Annotated in this window: 16 protein-coding genes; 10 read left to right on the top strand and 6 right to left on the bottom strand. The window is 34.9% G+C overall.

Annotation, left to right across the window (positions count from 1 at the left end):
• Nucleotides 1–246: 246 nt before the first annotated feature.
• The 4 genes from EL260_RS02465 (at nucleotide 247) to EL260_RS02450 (ending at nucleotide 3,670) form a co-directional block, all read left to right on the top strand.
• Nucleotides 247–915: a carbonic anhydrase gene (locus tag EL260_RS02465; protein WP_123858704.1), complete on the top strand. Its 669-nt coding sequence runs from the start codon at nucleotides 247–249 to the stop codon at nucleotides 913–915.
• A gap of 21 nt (nucleotides 916–936) precedes the next feature.
• The gene (locus tag EL260_RS02460) at nucleotides 937–1,236 is read left to right on the top strand and encodes a hypothetical protein (protein ID WP_123858703.1); all 300 of its coding nucleotides are present in this window, start codon (nucleotides 937–939) and stop codon (nucleotides 1,234–1,236) included.
• A gap of 150 nt (nucleotides 1,237–1,386) precedes the next feature.
• A complete protein-coding gene (locus tag EL260_RS02455; RefSeq protein ID WP_123858702.1) occupies nucleotides 1,387–2,979 on the top strand; it encodes a SulP family inorganic anion transporter in 1,593 nt (530 codons plus the stop codon).
• Between the two features lie 55 nt (nucleotides 2,980–3,034).
• The gene (locus EL260_RS02450; protein WP_123858701.1) at nucleotides 3,035–3,670 is read left to right on the top strand and encodes a carbonic anhydrase family protein; all 636 of its coding nucleotides are present in this window, start codon (nucleotides 3,035–3,037) and stop codon (nucleotides 3,668–3,670) included.
• Nucleotides 3,671–3,828: 158 nt separating this feature from the next.
• On the opposite strand, the gene pth is transcribed toward EL260_RS02450, so the two are convergent.
• From pth to mfd, 6 genes are all read right to left on the bottom strand, one after another.
• Nucleotides 3,829–4,392 (bottom strand): aminoacyl-tRNA hydrolase, encoded by a 564-nt coding sequence (pth, locus tag EL260_RS02445; protein WP_123858700.1) that lies wholly within the window; start codon nucleotides 4,390–4,392, stop codon nucleotides 3,829–3,831.
• An 85-nt stretch (nucleotides 4,393–4,477) separates the two neighbouring features.
• The gene (locus EL260_RS02440; protein WP_123858699.1) at nucleotides 4,478–5,419 is read right to left on the bottom strand and encodes a hypothetical protein; all 942 of its coding nucleotides are present in this window, start codon (nucleotides 5,417–5,419) and stop codon (nucleotides 4,478–4,480) included.
• Nucleotides 5,420–5,813: 394 nt separating this feature from the next.
• Complete coding sequence (locus EL260_RS02435; RefSeq protein ID WP_123858698.1) at nucleotides 5,814–6,554, bottom strand: hypothetical protein; 741 nt, start codon at nucleotides 6,552–6,554, stop codon at nucleotides 5,814–5,816.
• A 9-nt stretch (nucleotides 6,555–6,563) separates the two neighbouring features.
• Complete coding sequence (locus tag EL260_RS02430) at nucleotides 6,564–7,382, bottom strand: hypothetical protein (RefSeq protein WP_123858697.1); 819 nt, start codon at nucleotides 7,380–7,382, stop codon at nucleotides 6,564–6,566.
• A gap of 8 nt (nucleotides 7,383–7,390) precedes the next feature.
• Nucleotides 7,391–8,212, bottom strand: coding sequence for a hypothetical protein (locus EL260_RS02425; RefSeq protein WP_123858696.1), 822 nt, complete (start codon nucleotides 8,210–8,212; stop codon nucleotides 7,391–7,393).
• Between the two features lie 371 nt (nucleotides 8,213–8,583).
• Nucleotides 8,584–11,952 (bottom strand): transcription-repair coupling factor, encoded by a 3,369-nt coding sequence (gene mfd, locus EL260_RS02420; RefSeq protein ID WP_123858695.1) that lies wholly within the window; start codon nucleotides 11,950–11,952, stop codon nucleotides 8,584–8,586.
• A gap of 250 nt (nucleotides 11,953–12,202) precedes the next feature.
• Between mfd and EL260_RS02415 the strand changes: the two genes are divergently transcribed.
• The 6 genes from EL260_RS02415 (at nucleotide 12,203) to EL260_RS02390 (ending at nucleotide 17,353) form a co-directional block, all read left to right on the top strand.
• Nucleotides 12,203–12,598, top strand: coding sequence for a hypothetical protein (locus EL260_RS02415; protein ID WP_123858694.1), 396 nt, complete (start codon nucleotides 12,203–12,205; stop codon nucleotides 12,596–12,598).
• A gap of 176 nt (nucleotides 12,599–12,774) precedes the next feature.
• Nucleotides 12,775–13,071 carry a hypothetical protein gene (locus EL260_RS02410; RefSeq protein ID WP_123858693.1) on the top strand — a complete coding sequence of 99 codons (297 nt, stop codon included), beginning with the start codon at nucleotides 12,775–12,777 and terminating at the stop codon, nucleotides 13,069–13,071.
• Between the two features lie 136 nt (nucleotides 13,072–13,207).
• The gene (locus tag EL260_RS02405; RefSeq protein WP_123858692.1) at nucleotides 13,208–14,707 is read left to right on the top strand and encodes a GH3 auxin-responsive promoter family protein; all 1,500 of its coding nucleotides are present in this window, start codon (nucleotides 13,208–13,210) and stop codon (nucleotides 14,705–14,707) included.
• Between the two features lie 69 nt (nucleotides 14,708–14,776).
• Nucleotides 14,777–15,139, top strand: coding sequence for a hypothetical protein (locus EL260_RS02400; RefSeq protein ID WP_123858691.1), 363 nt, complete (start codon nucleotides 14,777–14,779; stop codon nucleotides 15,137–15,139).
• Between the two features lie 92 nt (nucleotides 15,140–15,231).
• The gene (locus EL260_RS02395; protein ID WP_123858690.1) at nucleotides 15,232–16,467 is read left to right on the top strand and encodes an MFS transporter; all 1,236 of its coding nucleotides are present in this window, start codon (nucleotides 15,232–15,234) and stop codon (nucleotides 16,465–16,467) included.
• A 298-nt stretch (nucleotides 16,468–16,765) separates the two neighbouring features.
• Entirely contained in the window at nucleotides 16,766–17,353 is a 588-nt protein-coding gene (locus tag EL260_RS02390) for a hypothetical protein (protein WP_123858689.1), read from the top strand.
• Nucleotides 17,354–17,361: the final 8 nt, after the last annotated feature.

Here is a 17,361-nt window from a genome sequence, read left to right as displayed (position 1 = left end):
TTTATACTTTGTAATTTTATCTTAGGTTTTAAACGTTTGGATTATTGAGAAATCCTTATTCAGGCTAAGGCAAAGTGTATCGGAATATTAGACATGATTTTAAGCATATTTTAATATTAAACTTTGTTAAAAGTGAATAGTTTTTCTGCAAAAAGTATATTTTTGCATAATTATTGATTCAGTCTATTGAATTTGAAAATAATTTAAACGAAATAAATAATTATAAACCATTTAAAATTTAAAATTATGTCACAATCGTACGAAGTTATTTTTGAGAACAATAAGAAATGGGTAGAATCTAAGGTTGCAGAAGATCCACACTTCTTTCAGGAATTGGCAAAAACTCAACACCCTGATTATCTTTATATAGGATGTTCAGACAGTAGAGCAACAGCGGAAGAATTGATGGGTGCAAAACCAGGAGAGGTTTTTGTTCACAGAAATATTGCGAATGTTGTAAATACTTTAGATATGAGTTCCACAGCGGTTATTCAATATGCTGTAGAACATCTTAAAGTAAAACATATTATCGTATGTGGACATTATAACTGTGGCGGTGTAAAAGCAGCGATGACTCCTCAGGATTTAGGATTATTGAATCCTTGGTTGAGAAACATTCGTGATGTTTACAGATTGCACCAAGCAGAACTTGATTCTATCGAAGACGAAGATAAGCGTTATGACAGATTGGTTGAACTGAATGTTCAGGAACAATGTATCAACGTAATAAAAATGGCCTGCGTACAGGAAAGATATATTTTAGAAGAATATCCTATTGTACACGGCTGGGTATTTGACCTTAGAACAGGTAAAATTATTGATCTTGAGATTGATTTTGAGAAAATCTTAAAAGACATCCAAAAGATCTACAATCTTACCGGTTCGGATTGGGTAATGAGCAGAAAGACTAAATAGTTTTTCTAAAAAGAATGTAAAATGAAATTCTGGAGTATTATTGTATTAACGTTTTTTCTGAATTTTACAGCGCTGCCAAGCATTGCTGCGGTGGCAGGCTGGGACATTCTGAGAACAAATATAATAGTGAATGAAGAAGAGCCACATTCTCACCCATCCTCTTTTATTGTTTACGAAAAGACACTTCCAAAACCTTTAGATGTTTTTGACTATCTGAAGTTTTCTGAGCCTGCACCTCAGTCAATGTCTTTTATATTGATAGATGATTCCTTTCATCTATCTCCTTTACTTAGTATATTTTCTCCGCCTCCGGAAGCTTAATTTTAAAGTAGTAGTTAGATTTTTTTATAGTTTTTCATGCCTTTTCAGGTTAATGAATAAGCTGTTTATACTTTTAAAATTAATTTTCCAATCTTTTATAATTGATTATTTAATAATAAATCAATCGGTTATAATATTTTCAAAAATATCATGAAAAAAACATCATTATTAGGAGGAATCAAGGAGAATTTCCCTTCCGGACTCGTTGTATTCTTAGTAGCACTACCATTGTGCTTAGGGATCGCTTTAGCATCTGGAGCACCACCATTATCAGGGATTATTTCCGGAATTGTAGGTGGTCTTGTTGTAGGATTTCTTAGTAATTCAAATATATCAGTTTCAGGACCTGCTGCAGGTCTTACGGCTATAGTACTTACAGCAATTACTGATCTTGGAGCATTTGAACTTTTCTTATGTGCCGGGATTATTGCTGGTCTGATTCAATTGGTCTTAGGCTTTGTAAGGGCTGGTAGTATTTCCAATTATTTTCCAAATAATGTTATTGAAGGAATGCTTGCAGCCATCGGGATCATTATTATTTTAAAACAAATTCCTCACGCATTGGGATTTGATAAAGATTACGAAGGAAACCAATCACTATTCAGTAACGGTCTGAATTTTAACTATTTTACAGAACTCTTCGGGGCAATTCACCTTGGAGCCATTATTGTAACGATTGTATCTGTTGCGATACTTATTGGCTGGGATAAATTTCCGGCTCTTAGAAGAATGAAAATGCTTCCAGGAGCATTAGTGGCTGTAGTTGCCGGAATATTGTTAAACGAACTGTTCAAACTATCAGGAAGTACATTAGCTATTGGTACGGAACATTTAGTATCATTACCTGTTCCGAAATCATTAGATGACTTTAAGAACTTAATTACCATGCCGGATTTTGGAGGTTTTACCAATCCTAAAGTATGGATTGTAGGAGCAACTATTGCCATTGTAGCTTCTATTGAAACATTACTTTGTATTGAAGCTTCTGACAGATTAGACAAGCAAAGAAGAATTACAGATACCAACCTTGAGCTTAAAGCACAAGGAATAGGAAACCTGATAAGTTCATTTATTGGTGGACTTCCTATGACCTCTGTAGTAGTGAGAAGTTCTGCCAATGCCAACGCAGGGGCTACTTCTAAATCATCTGCGATGATTCATGGTGTACTTTTGTTAGTGTGTGTATTGAGCATTCCATTCATCCTTAACCTTATCCCACTAGCAACTCTTGCTGCCGTGCTGATTCTTGTAGGATATAAGTTGGCGAAGCCTGCTACTTTTAAACATTTCTGGCATCTTGGAAAGTTCCAGTTTGTACCATTTGTAGCTACAGTGGTAGCGGTGGTAGCCACTGATCTTCTAAAAGGTGTTGGTATTGGTCTTGCGATCTCTGTATTCTACATCCTTCAGGGAAATATGAAAAGAGCTTATTACTTAAGCAGAGAAAAACTGGATGATGCAGATGGAATCAAGATTAAACTGGCTGAAGAAGTATCTTTCTTAAATAAAGCAGCCATTAAAAAAACATTAAAAAACATAAAATCTAACTCTACGGTAATCATTGATGCAAGAGAGACTTCATATATTGCGACAGATGTACTGGAAATGATCCAGGATTTTGCCAATATCCGTGCCAAAGAAGAAGACATCAATGTAGAACTTCTAGGCTTTAAAACATCATACAAAGATTATGAAAAAAGTGAGGATTCTCACATCCTGATTACCCACAAAAGAGCAATGTAAGCTCATCTCAATTATTTTATTTTAAATTTAACAATTCAACAAACAACTAAATTATATGAAAGCACATACATACGAAACTCAGTCTACCATTACTCCTGAAAAAGCATTAGAATTTTTAAAGGAAGGAAACCAAAGGTTCGTTAATAATCTTAAAGCCAACAGAGACCTTCTGGAGCAGGTAAATGCAACCCGTGAAGGACAATGGCCTTTTGCAGTAGTTCTAAGCTGTATAGACAGCCGTACTTCTGCAGAATTGATTTTCGACCAGGGATTGGGAGATGTTTTCAGTATCAGAATTGCCGGTAATTTTGTCAACCAGGACATACTTGGTTCTATGGAATTTGGCTGTAATGTAGCAGGTTCTAAACTAATTGTGGTTTTAGGACACACTAAATGCGGCGCTCTGAAAGGAGGTCTTGATGCAGCACAAATTGAAGGAATGGGAATGGACAACCTGAACCACCTTATCAATCATTTCAATCCAATTATCAATGACGTGATTGAAGAAAATGAAGAACGTTCATCAAAAAACAGCTCTCTTTTAGAAAGACTTAATCACCAGAATATCAAAAGCTCAATCGAAGACATCCGTAAACAAAGCTCAACCCTTAAAAGGCTTGAAGAAGAAGGTAAGATCAAAATCGTTGGAGCTAACTATGATGTTGAAACGGGAGCGGTAAACTGGTTATAAAAATAATCAAGAGGTCCTATTTAGCTACTTACTAAAAAAGTATATAATATAAGCTCAGATAAATTGATTGGAAATTAATTTAAAAGTAAAACAGAAGGCCATCGGAAATCCGATGGCCTTTATTTATCTTATAAAACTGAAGTAGGAAAAATGATGAATTACTTTCCGTTAAATGCAGACATCGTATTGTTGATTCCTGCAAAAACAAAAGAAAGACTGGCTTTCGAAAAAGTATCTATTCTTTCGGTAAGTTTTTCTGCTTCTTCTTCACTCCATGTTCCCAATACGTAATCAACCTGACGTCCAGCTGCAAAATCTGCTGAAATTCCAAAACGAAGCCTCGCATAATTCTGAGTCTGTAATACTTCATTAATATTTTTAAGCCCATTGTGACCCGCATCAGAACCTTTGCCTTTCATCCTTAGGGTTCCGAAAGGGAGAGCCAGATCGTCTGTTACAATCAATACATTTTCCAAAGGAATATTTTCTTTCTGCATCCAATATCTTACAGCATTACCAGATAAATTCATATAGGTGTCCGGCTTAAGAACAAGAACTTTTCTTCCCTTATATTTTCCTTCTGCCATCCAGCCAAAATTAGCCGTATTGAATGATACTTCAAGTTTTTCAGCTATTCTTTCAGCCACTTTAAAGCCTATATTGTGTCGTGTATTTTCATATTCTGAGCCCTTGTTTCCAAGCCCAACAATTAAATATTTCATCAGAAATTTTTTGCAAAATTAAGAGTTATAAAATAAAAAACTCAATCTTAGGAAGATTGAGTTTAAATATTATTGAAAAACTATTCTATCTTGGTTTATAAATATAGTTTACACCGTAACCTTTTGTCATATAAGTTTGTATATCATAGACATAGTTTGTACTCATAACAATAGGAACTGGAATAGGTACTGTAATATCTGTTACAGACCATCTCTTAGGGCTATTCGGAGACAAAATCAAACTCTCTTTAATACTGCTTTTAGTTGCTAACAGCCTTGAGATTTTATACACCTGTGGTAATAAAGTAAATGGGCTGATCTGTTGATCATAAGCATAATATTCAAAGCTATATTTTTCAGTAGGAGCTCCCAGTACATTTGGATTATTTGAAGTTACTGGTCCTGAAATTTGAAGTACTTTAGATACATTATCTCCTACGTAAGTAAAATCTGATTTTGAATACTCTGTATACTTAATTGGACCTCCTATAACCTCCTCTCCTTTTACTGTCGTCATTGACTCTAATTTTGAAGTAGCCGCGTTATAAGTTAAAGTATGAATATATTTTTCGGAAGCAAATAAGGTTTGAGGCCCTGGTTTAATAGAAGGCGGAACCGGTGGTGGTCTTCTAAAGACAGAACGAGTCTCAGAAATCGACTGTAGTTGGCTGTTATTTCCATAATTGAACTGTCTATCATAAGAGATACTATCTTTATCAAGTTTTCCGTTTCCATCAAGATCAAGAAAACCTCTAAAATTGATCTGGCTGATTCTCTCACCACTATACATAATATCAGTAATAGAAGCACTGTCTGTAATTACTCTGTTTACAAGCAATCCGCTGTACTGATATTCTGCCAGAGTATCTTTAGCCGTAACTTCTCTATATAATGCTCTTGGGCCACTCAGCCCTCCTGTATTATTCAAATCCAAAAGAGGATTCCCGTCTTCATCCAATAAATCTTTGCAGGAATGGATTGAAGAAAAGCCTGCAATTAATAAGATAAAATAGAAAATTTGTTTCATTTCCTGGTAATTGATTATTTTTTGACAAATATAATTTTTTTTTGCATAAAAATTATATGATTATTTATATTCCGAATAAGATTAACAATAATTGTTCATCTATAATGATCAATAGGTAAATATCAGATTCTGAGGCCTGTTATCACCATGTGATGTGGGCTTTGATAGTCCCGTACTGTATGAAGTGAAACCAGCATCCCAAAAGGAGTAATACCAGCAAGCACATTAAGAAAATAGTTTTTTGCCATATATTTTTAATTTGTTCAAATATAATCCAATTTTATACAACACAGGCTATTAAAGCCAATAAATTCATAAAGAATAAAGCTAATAAATAAAAAAAACCTAAAAACATAACGCTTTTAGGTTCTTATTTATTATATAAGTTTGCAAATTAATAAGGTTGCAATACGGACGTTGTTAAAACAGATTGCACCATATCACTACTAAGGACTGATCCGTCTACAGCTCTTCCAATCCCAAGGGTTGTCCCATTTAATGTCCTGTTTATACAAGCTACCTTAACAGAATACTTGTTTTTAGGAGTAAGATTCTCAAGCGTCGCATTAAGATTAAATATTTTATAGGCACCACTGTCCCCCAGCAACACATCAGTTCTCACTGCTTTAAGCTTATTATCAACAAATACACCACAGGCAAAACTTGCAGATGCCGTACTGGCATTAACCTTTTGAGCAGTGGTTTGAAATGAAAATGTCACTTTATTGGTCATGTTAGTTACAGAAAAGGTATCGATAGCTTGAGGGATTACAAGCCAGCTGCTCGTTAAGTCATCATTCTCATTATAAGGTACAGGGTTACCATTACTATTAAATGAAACTCCTGTTTGATCTGCAACTGTATTAATAGAAAACAAGGACATACTTCCCTGCCCATCAGCTATTTTGATACTTTTCCAATCATTTGCTGTCATTGTCGAATTATTATGAAAAATATCACCAGCATTACCTGGCGATCCTTTTAATACATCAGTACCGTTAGTTCTTAGCTCCCTTCTTATATTGATATCTCCATTTACATCTAACTTATTAACAGGATTTGGAGTATTAATACCGACCTGAGCTTTAATGCATCCGATAATCAATAAAAATTGAATAAAAAATATTTTTTTCATAATTGGTTTTTAATTTATTATCGTGTTAAATGCTTGAGGAACTTCATATACATCTACTTTCAAAGATGATTGAGCAATAAAACCGTTAATATTGGTGTTTGTATTTTTTCCTATCGCTAATTTTCTATTTGAAGCATCGCCATATGACACAAGTCTTGAACATCCTACACTTACGGTATGATTTCCTTTAGAAAGATTTGCTACAACACCAATTTGATTGTGTGTAAGGAAAGGATATTGAGCACTACTCGCCTTTAAGTTACTTTGTCTTAAATTGATTAGTTTATCATCTACAAAAATACCACAGGCATAGTCTATAGATGTATCTGTACTCCCGTTAGCTGCAAAGTTCGACTGCACTACCGTTTCAAACTGAAAATAGGCTTTACTCTCAGTACTGTATACACTGATATTTTGTGACAATCCACTAATTTTTTTAAATCCAGTAAGACTTGCAAAATCTGCCCCTTTTGTAAAGGTTGCTGCTTTAGAAGTAGTCATATTGGGTTCATCCGAATACGAAAAATCCATCCCTACTTTATCCGAAAAGGAATTATTAAAGATCAAATAAAACTTATTCGGTTCATATTCCGGAATACGAAGAGTTTTCCAGATAGGTGCATATCCTTCCCCTTGAGAAACCAGTAACTGGTCATTATTTCCCATAGAAAGGGTATTATCTGTAGCATCCAATACAGCAATTTTGTCTCTAAGGTTCAAATCCCCGTTTACATCCAGTTTTGCTTTTGGAGATTCAGTATTAATACCCACCTGGGCTGAAAGCATCAAACCCGAGGCAAGAAGTAAAGTTGATAATATATTTTTCATCACTTGGTTTAATTAGATTTATAGGTTACATATTCAATAACATCGATCTTCATATTAGATTCCAGCGTAAATGCATTAGACGCTCCATTGGAACTTTGAACATCACGACCTATGGCAAACTGAGAGTCTATGTTTGATGTATTGATTTTTCTACATGCAATTTCAAGTTTCTGTACTCCTACAGGAACATTGAGTTCTGTATAATTAAGTGTGAAAATATAATCCTGAACACCGGCTTTTGCAGTGTTATTATTGGAAGCTACTCTATCAGGACGCACAGCAACCAATTTATCATTTCTGAAAACAGCGCAAGCGAATCTTACATTATCAGAAGTTGTAGATACCGGTGCTTTCATTTCAATTCCTGTCTGAAACTGATACGTAAGTCTGTTTTTACCATTTTTAATAGTGAATGTATTTTTAAGGCCATCAATTTTCACCCATTTACCTTTGGCAGCATCATTGATATCATCTCCAACGCTATTTCTAGAGACTCCATCCCCTTGAACACTATTGGAAAGAGCTGTAATACCCGTCTGATCTGATGATAAATATGAATTGATTAGCTTATACTGTCCCTCTTCCATAAAAGGAACATTTAATGATTTCCAAACAGGGGATTTACCGTCTCCTTGAGAGACTAAAACCTGTCCGTTTAATCCTGCATTTCCTACTTGAGTGGAAGTTCCACCTACTCTAAGTTCTCTTCTTAAAGTAGTCTTTCCATTCACATCGAGCGTTGATTTTGGTTTAGCGGTCCCGATTCCCACCTGTGCGTTGACATAGAAAGAAACAAGTCCAACTGCACAACTGTATATAATTTTTTTCATAATAAGGACTGCAAAGGTACGAATTACGAATCGAAAAAATTCCAGTTATTATATTTAAAACTATAGAAATAAACACATTACGCAATAGAATTAATTATATGAAAAAGTAGAATTATTTCTACAAAACCCTTTTTATTCAAATCAATTGAAATACTAAAACTCTTTAGACTCCTTATTGATCGATGTTTATTGAATGTTTTTTTCTCATCAAAACGTGATTTTAAACCGTCTAAAAAGCCCTTAATTCCCTTGTAAATGAATAGTTTAACAAAAAAAACATGATAACAATCACAAAAAACCATATAAAAACTAATTTTTTTATATGGTTTACATCTTTTACGGAAAACTTTTTAATATTTGAAAACTATACCTTAATTATTTTCAATAATAGCCTTTAGCAGGACATTCACCTCATCTACGTTTTTAATACGCTCTTTTCTCATCATCAACTGGTTCCCTTCCTTACCAGATTTCTCCTTAAGCTGTGCTTCTGCAGGATTGCTTGTTAAATAATTAATAATATGCCTGAATCTATCGGTCTGATAAAATTTATCCTGAGGATTGCTTGGAAAATAGCCTAAAAATATACCGTTTTTCATTACAATCTTCTCAAAACCAATATCTGCAGCCAGCCATTTCAAAGAAACACTTTTCAGTAAATTCACTGCTTCTTTCGGCAACGCACCGAACCTGTCAATCAGTTCAAGTTCAAACTGATGAAGATCTTTTTCATTATTAATCTCAGCAATTTTCTGATACAATAACAATCTCTCTTCGGTATTAGAAATATAAAAATCAGGCAGCATAAGTTCAAGATCTGTATCAATATTGACATCCTTTATAGATTTAAAAAGCTTTTGTCTGTCTTCTTCATTTTCAAATAAATTCTCAAAATCAACATCATCCTTCAATTCTTCAAGGGCTTCCTGCATCAGTTTCTGATACGTTTCAAATCCCATCTCATTAATAAATCCACTTTGTTCTGCTCCCAATAAATCCCCGGCACCACGAATTTCAAGATCTTTCATCGCAATCTGAAAACCGCTCCCAAGATCAGAAAACTGCTCAATAGCCTCCAATCGTTTTCTGGCATCAGAAGTCATCATATCATAAGGTGGGGTAATCAGAAAACAAAAAGCTTTCCTATTGCTTCGTCCTACTCTTCCTCTCATCTGGTGAAGATCTGCCATTCCAAACCGTTGAGCATCATTAATAAAGATGGTATTCGCATTCGGAACGTCCACTCCACTTTCTACAATAGTGGTAGAAACAAGTACATCATACTTGCCTTCCATAAAATCAAGGACATTCTTTTCCAACTGTTTACCATCCATCTGCCCATGTCCTGTGATTACTCTGGCATCAGGAACCAGACGCTGGATAAGCCCGGCAATATCTTTAAGGTTTTCAATTCTGTTATTAATAAAATAGACCTGGCCATCTCTCTGAATTTCATAAGAAATAGCATCACGAATGATCTCTTCATTAAATCCTACCAACTGGGTATCTACCGGTTGTCTGTTGGGTGGTGGTGTTTTAATTACGGATAAATCCCTTGCCGCCATTAAAGAAAACTGCAATGTTCTCGGAATCGGAGTAGCAGTAAGAGTAAGGGTATCTACATTACTTTTCAGAGTCTTTAATTTATCTTTCACTGAAACGCCAAACTTATGCTCTTCATCAATAATCAATAATCCAAGATCCTTGAATTTAACAGAACTACTTGCTAACTGATGGGTTCCTATAATAATATCTACTTTACCATTCTTAAGATTATCCAATGTTTCAGACTTCTGCTTAGCCGTTCTGAATCGGTTAACATAGGAAACATTTACCGGAAAATCTTTAAGCCTCTCCTTGAAACTTCTATAGTGCTGAAATGCCAAAATAGTAGTAGGAACTAATACAGCAACCTGTTTTCCATCTGTAGCGGCTTTGAACGCAGCACGAATTGCAACCTCTGTTTTCCCAAAACCTACATCCCCACAAACCAAACGATCCATTACCGTATCCGCTTCCATATCTTTTTTCACATCTATAGTAGCTTTTTCCTGATCCGGGGTATCTTCATAAATAAAGCTTGCTTCCAACTCATTCTGCAGATAAGAATCTGGCGTATAAGCAAATCCTTTTGCGGTTTTTCTTTGCGCGTATAATTTAATAAGATCAAATGCAATCTGCTTTACCTTAGCTTTTGTTTTTTGCTTTAAAGACTTCCAGGTTGGGGAACCAAGTTTACTCAGTACAATCTCCCTACCATCCGGTCCGTTATATTTCGATATCTTATGTAATGAATGAATACTTACATATAATAAATCTCCGTTTTTATAAGTCAGTTTAAAACATTCCTGAATTTTTCCGTCATTATTCACTTTCACCAATCCCATAAACTTTCCGATTCCATGATCGATATGGGCAATATAATCACCAATCTTCAAAGACATCAGGTCTTTTAAAGTAAGCTGCTCTGATTTTGCAAAGGTATTTTTAGCCTTATATCTTTGATAACGGTCAAAGATCTGGTGATCGGTATATACTAACAGCTTGTGCCCGTTATCTACAAACCCTTCATGGAGTTCTGATTTAAAGCTTTTAAAAGGAAGTTCATGTTCAAGCTCTTCAAAGATAGACTCCAATCTTTCTTTCTGCTTTTCCGTTGAAAAGGAAATCCAGGTATCAAACCCATCTTCCTGCTTTTCTTCCATATCTTCGATCAAAAGCTCAAAGTTTTTATGGAAGGAAGGCTGTGGAAGCTGTTCCATTTTTACTTCAGCAATGTCCTTCAATCCTTCAATAGCAACATTTCCGAAGTCTACTGTCTTAAATTTTTTATAATCAAATACAAACTCCTGATCAGAAATAAAAAGTTCTTGTGGAGTTCTATGAGCCACCTGCTTACTTAAGGTTTCATATTTTTCAAGGGATTTTTCATAGAATGTTTTAATCTTCTGCATCCCGATCATTCCATTTTTAGAAACCACATAGCTTTCTTTAGGCAATAGCTGCAGTAATGAAACCCTGCTTCCCGTTACTGAAAAATTCATATTGGATACCAACTGAAAATCTTTCACTTTATCTATAGAAAGCTGAGTTTCTATATCAAACGTTTTAATACTTTCTACTTCATTACCAAAGAACGTGATTCTATATGGTTTTTCATAGGAATAAGAGAATACATCCACAATTCCTCCTCTTACAGAGAATTCTCCGGGTTCGGAAACAAAATCTGCCTGCTGGAAATGATAATGGTTAAGAAGTTCATCTACAAAATCGAAATCCAGTTGATCTCCTACTTTTATATGATGGGAAATGGCTTTAAAATCTTCCTTCTTCAGTACTTTTTCTGATAAAGCTCCGGCATAGGCAACAATTACTTTTGGAGATCTCCCGGAATTGATTTTATTCAGTACCTCAGTCCTTAGCACAAGATTGGCATTCTGTGTTTTTTCCACCTGGTAAGGCTCAAGGTGAGTCGCCGGAAAATACAATACCTTTTCTTTCCCCAGCAAATCTTCCATTTCGGTATTCGCATACAATGCATCCTCTTTATCATCTACCAGATAAAGAATATTTTTTTTCTGAACCAAAAACAGTTCAGCCACAAAAACAGAAACTGAGGAACCTGCGCTCCCTTTCACGGCAATATGCTGACTATTTTCTAACTGGGTAAAAATTTCTTTTCCGAATTCTTTTTGCATCAGATCCGGAAGGAACTTTTCATTGATGGATTTTAACTGCATAAATAGTAATGGTATAAACGACAAAAGCGATTTCGGGAGTTTTCCGAAACCGTTTAATGGTATACAAAGGTAAGGATATTTTTTTCTTTGAATGGAAATCCGCAGACTTTAAGATTTAAAATGAATTACTTAGCCTGTTTAAATCTTAATTTTTTATTAATTTAATTAATTACCTGTTAAAAAAAATCGAATATTTTCTCATGGCATAGTGTTTGGGATTCACAATGAACCAAACATTAAAAGTAGTATTATGAAAAAAGCAATGAAAATTCTAGGAGTTTTGATGCTGTTTGTTTTTACAGCATTATCTTTTTGGTCGTGTAGCAAGGATGATGATCCGGCAGATAACGATTTTTTTGCAGGAACCTATAAAGGAAGCGTATCTTATAAAGATGGAGGCTCTACCAACATCAGTACAGATGCAGGAAGCGTATTCGTAACAAAGATTGCCAGTGGTACTAAGTACAATTTTTCCTTCTCAAACAGTATTCCGAGTCTCAATGGAATAGAATTCGACAAACAGGGAGACAACACCTTAGTAATGGTAGGATCTACTGCCACTTCTTATATCAGAATTGATAATAATACATTGAAAATTTTTTATACCCAGGATGGTAAAACATGGACAGCCAATTGTACACGTTAACATCCACTAAGTATTCAAAAGCCTGTTCTCCTAACCGAAAGCAGGCTTTTTTTATTCTTCAGCCAACGACTTTAATTTTTTTTTAAGCTGTAATAAACTTTAGTTAAGTTTAAAAAACCAAAATTTTTAGCCTACTTTTTGTATATCTTTATTCAACAAAAATAAACAGTATTCCTATGAAAAAATTATTATCAGCAATGTCATTAGTCTTAGGATTAGGCCTTGCTACTGCTCAGCAGACTGCTCCCGCTACAAGTACTCCTCATGCGCCTGTAAAAGCTACTGCCACTAAACCTGCAGAAGTAAAAGCTGCAAAACCTATGGCCGCTAAAACAGCTAAGCCGGCAGAAGTAAAACCTGCTCAGCCTGCTGCTAAAATGAAAAAAGACGGCACTCCGGACAAGAGATATAAAGAAAACAAACATCTTAAAAAAGATGGTACTCCGGACAAAAGGTATAAAGCAAATAAATAAAGCATAACATCAACATATAGTTGTTATTTTCATAATCAAATTTCGAGAAAAGCCGATGGATTTATTTCATCGGTTTTTATGCCTTTCATTCTAAAAAATAATTCCACAATTCTCTACTTATTTATAAATTTGAACCATGTTAAACTTCTTCAAGAAAAACGCGGCACTTATCTGGGCAAAAAAACATGTTCAAAAGGCAGAGGAATTCAAAAAAAATGCAGAGAGAAACCAAGAAGACTTATTGATTTCCCTTATCAGCACAGCTCAGAAAACACTTTTTGGGCGGGAACATGATTTTGAAAGCATCCGTTCTGTAAAAGATTTTCAGGACAGAGTTGCTGTTGCCGACTATGAAGATTTAAAACCTTACATAGAAAGAGTAAAAAAAGGACAAGGAAACATCTTATGGACAGATACTCCTGAATATTTTGCCAAAACGTCAGGAACTACTTCTGGGTCAAAATACATCCCTATCTCTAAAGAAGGAATGCCTTATCAGATTGCAGGGGCTCAAAGTGCTTTATTTCATTATATAAGCAAAAAGAACAATGCGGATTTTGTTAACGGAAAAATGATCTTTCTTCAGGGAAGCCCTGAACTGGAAGAAGTTTTCGGAATTAAAACGGGAAGATTATCCGGAATTGTAGCGCATCATATCCCTAATTACCTTCAAAAAAACAGATTACCAAGCTGGGAAACCAATATCATGGAAGACTGGGAAGCAAAAGTAGATAAGATTGTTGAGGAAACGGAAAAACAAAATATGACCCTGATTTCAGGAATACCGCCCTGGCTCATCATGTATTTTGAAAAACTGACTGCAAAACATGGAAAAAAAATAAAACAACTTTTCCCTAACCTCCAGCTTATTGTCACAGGTGGTGTAAATTATGAACCCTACCGTGATAAAATGGAAGATTTATTGGGTGGAAAAGTAGATATCATTCAAACTTTTCCTGCCTCTGAAGGGTTCTTTGCCTTTCAGGATGATTATACAAAGGAAGGTCTTCTTCTTCTGACCAACCACGGTATTTTCTATGAATTTATTCCATTGGAAGAGTACGGAAAACCAAATGCCAGAAGATTAACATTAAAAGAAATTGAGCTTCATAAAGATTACGCCTTGATTTTAACAACCAACTCTGGATTATGGGCCTACTCTATTGGTGATGTAGTAAGATTTATTGATAAAAACCCGTATAGAGTGCTGGTAAGTGGAAGGACCAAACATTTTACTTCAGCCTTCGGGGAGCATGTTATTGCATTTGAAGTAGAAGAAGCTCTAAAAGCAACTCTCGAAAAACATCCGGCACAGGTCACTGAATTTCATTTAGCCCCACAGGTCAATCCAGGTGAGGGGCTTCCGTATCACGAATGGCTGATTGAGTTTGAAAAAGATCCTGAAAACATGGAAGCATTTAGAAATGAATTGGATCAGCAGCTTAGAAATAGAAACACTTATTATGACGATCTGATTTCTGGAAATATTCTGGAAAAGCTTCATATCACAAGGCTGAAAAAAAATGCGTTCCATGAATATGCAAAGTCTCAGGGAAAATTGGGGGGACAAAATAAGACTCCCAGATTAGCTAATGACAGAAATATCGCAAATTTGTTAGAAATTTATAAATTTTAGAGATATTTTTTCAATTCCAAAAACATATATTCAAAAAAAATTATAAATTTGAAAAACTAAACGAAAATAATGAAAGCATCTGTACTGTTGAAATCATCTTTATTAACGTCTTTATTTGTTATTACGTCTTGCGCTACTACAAAATATAGCGATGATGTTTCAAAAAACAACTATTCCAATCTGGAAGCCGGAAAAGTTTACAAAGTTACCTTGAGAGACGGGTCTCCAAAGCAGAAAATCCTATTCAGAAATATTGTTGGAGATAATCTTGTAGGTACTGCCGGAAAAAAAGACAGTACAGAAGTAATTATTCCAAAATCTAATGTAGCAGCCGTGAAAGACAGAAGAAAAGCAAGAATTGCAGCAGGCGCTACCATTATCGGGGCAGCAGGAGTTGCTGCTATCATTATCAGTTCTTCCAGAGCCGACTAAAATAGATTTTATCTTTTGATATATATTTACTATATCTTTTAAAAATCAAGATATACATAGCCCTAAATAAATTTTTAGGGCTATTTTTGTTCATGATTTCCTTTACCCCGTTACAAACATTACAAAATGTTGAGTTCAGAAATCTTCTTACTGGGAGATTTTTTATTGTTTTAGCTTTCAGAATGCTTGCTACCTTATTAGGATGGTGGGTGTATCAATTAACCAAAGATCCTTTTTCAATTGGACTTATCGGACTTTCAGAGGTTATTCCCGCGGTGAGCTGCGCCTTATATGCTGGTCATGTTATTGATATGAATGAAAAAAAGAGGCTTTTACTCATTTGTAATTATGCCTATATATTTCTAATCGGACTTCTTTTGATTCCGGCTTTTCTCAATGTTCAAATGCATTTTACGGGACATCAAATTACCTATTTCATTTATGGAGTTATATTTTTTACAGGAATAGCAAGAGCCTTTATAGGACCCATTGTTCCTTCTATGATTCCTAAAATTGTAAAGAAAGAAAACTTACCTAATGCTGTCACCCTTAACCAGGCAACCTTTCTGATTTCTTCAGTTTGCGGACATGCGGTGGGAGGTCTTCTTATTGGATATTTCGGGGTACAGTGGACATTGGTTGTTATTTTATCCCTGATATTCATTGCCTCGCTTTTTTTCTGGCAGCTTAATAAGCAACATTCTGAACATAAGAAAGAAAATGTAGATGTTGTGGAAAGCATGCGTGAAGGAATTACTTATATTTTTAAAACAAAGGAAATCCTGGGAGCTCTGTGCCTTGATATGTTTGCCGTACTTTTTGGAGGAGCAGTAGCAATGATTCCTGTATTTGCAACGGATATCCTGAATTCAGGAGCGGAAGGCTTCGGTTTACTGAATGCAGCTTCTGATATTGGATCTATGTTTATTATCACACTTTTATCTATTATTCCTTTACGAAAAAATCAAGGAAAGATACTTCTTGTGGTAGTGACCGGATTTGGAATTTGTATTGTAGGTTTTGGGTTATCTAAACTTTACTGGCTTTCTTTTATGTTCCTTGTATTAAGTGGAATGCTTGATGGTATTTCCGTAGTCATTAGGGGAACCATTGTACAGTTAAAAACTCCAGATCATATAAGAGGACGTGTATTGAGTGTTAATTCCATATTCATTATGTCCAGCAATGAGATGGGACAATTTGAAAGTGGAGTAATGGCTAAATTACTAGGTGTAGTTCGCTCTGTAGTATTTGGCGGATGCATGACAGTCCTGGTAGCCTTAATTGTTGGAAGCACCAATCCGAAACTGAGAAAGATGCAATATTAGCAATTTTATTATCAATTGATTTAAAAACACTTAAAACCAATAAAAATCACACCCCTATAAAATAAGGATAGAATATTTTCTATCCTTATTTTTATTTTACACCTAATTTATTTCAAATAACTCACAATTCACACTACAATTTAAAAACAAAAACCCAACAAACATTACATTTTCCATATAAAACAACTAAAAATAAAAAATACCACATGTCGAAACAATAAGCCATATTCATAAATATATATCACAATTCATTATTAAACATTAATAATTTCATATATTTGTCACAAATACCCCCTTTATGAATAAACTTTTATTTATTTTAAGCTTTTTCGTGACTGGTTTCTGGGCAAGCGCTCAGACTTTTACTGACAAAGCATTACAACAAAGCGCTTCACAGCTCAATACCACCAATACTGAAGGTGATTTCGACAAACTTTTTAAGAAATTTACAGAAACAAAAACTTCTGAAAAATGGCAAGCTAATTACTACGCTGCTGTATCTATGTATCTTAAAGCAGAGTTATTATCAAAAAAGTCTACTGCTTCTGCTACTGAATCGAATGCAATGGCTGAAAAATTTGCACTTGGAACCTCACTCTCGCAGCCAGACAATGCTGAAATAAATACTCTTTTAGGCCTTATCACTCTTCAAAGTATGCAGATAGGCATTTACAGATATCCTGCAAAAGGAACACAAGCTATTACACAGTTTATTTCCAAAGCTGAGAACTCTGATCCCAACAATCCCAGACTGGCAATTTTAAAGGCAAAGTCAGCTGAAAAATCAGGAAACAAGGCTGAAGCTGAGATGCAATATCAAAAAGCTGCAACAGCACTAGATTCTGTACCAGGATGGGGTAAACAACTTATCCAAACGAACAAATAACTCACATT

It is taken from the genome of Chryseobacterium nakagawai (assembly GCF_900637665.1).
Lineage (GTDB): Bacteria > Bacteroidota > Bacteroidia > Flavobacteriales > Weeksellaceae > Chryseobacterium > Chryseobacterium nakagawai.
This window is presented reverse-complemented; position numbering and strand designations above follow the sequence as displayed.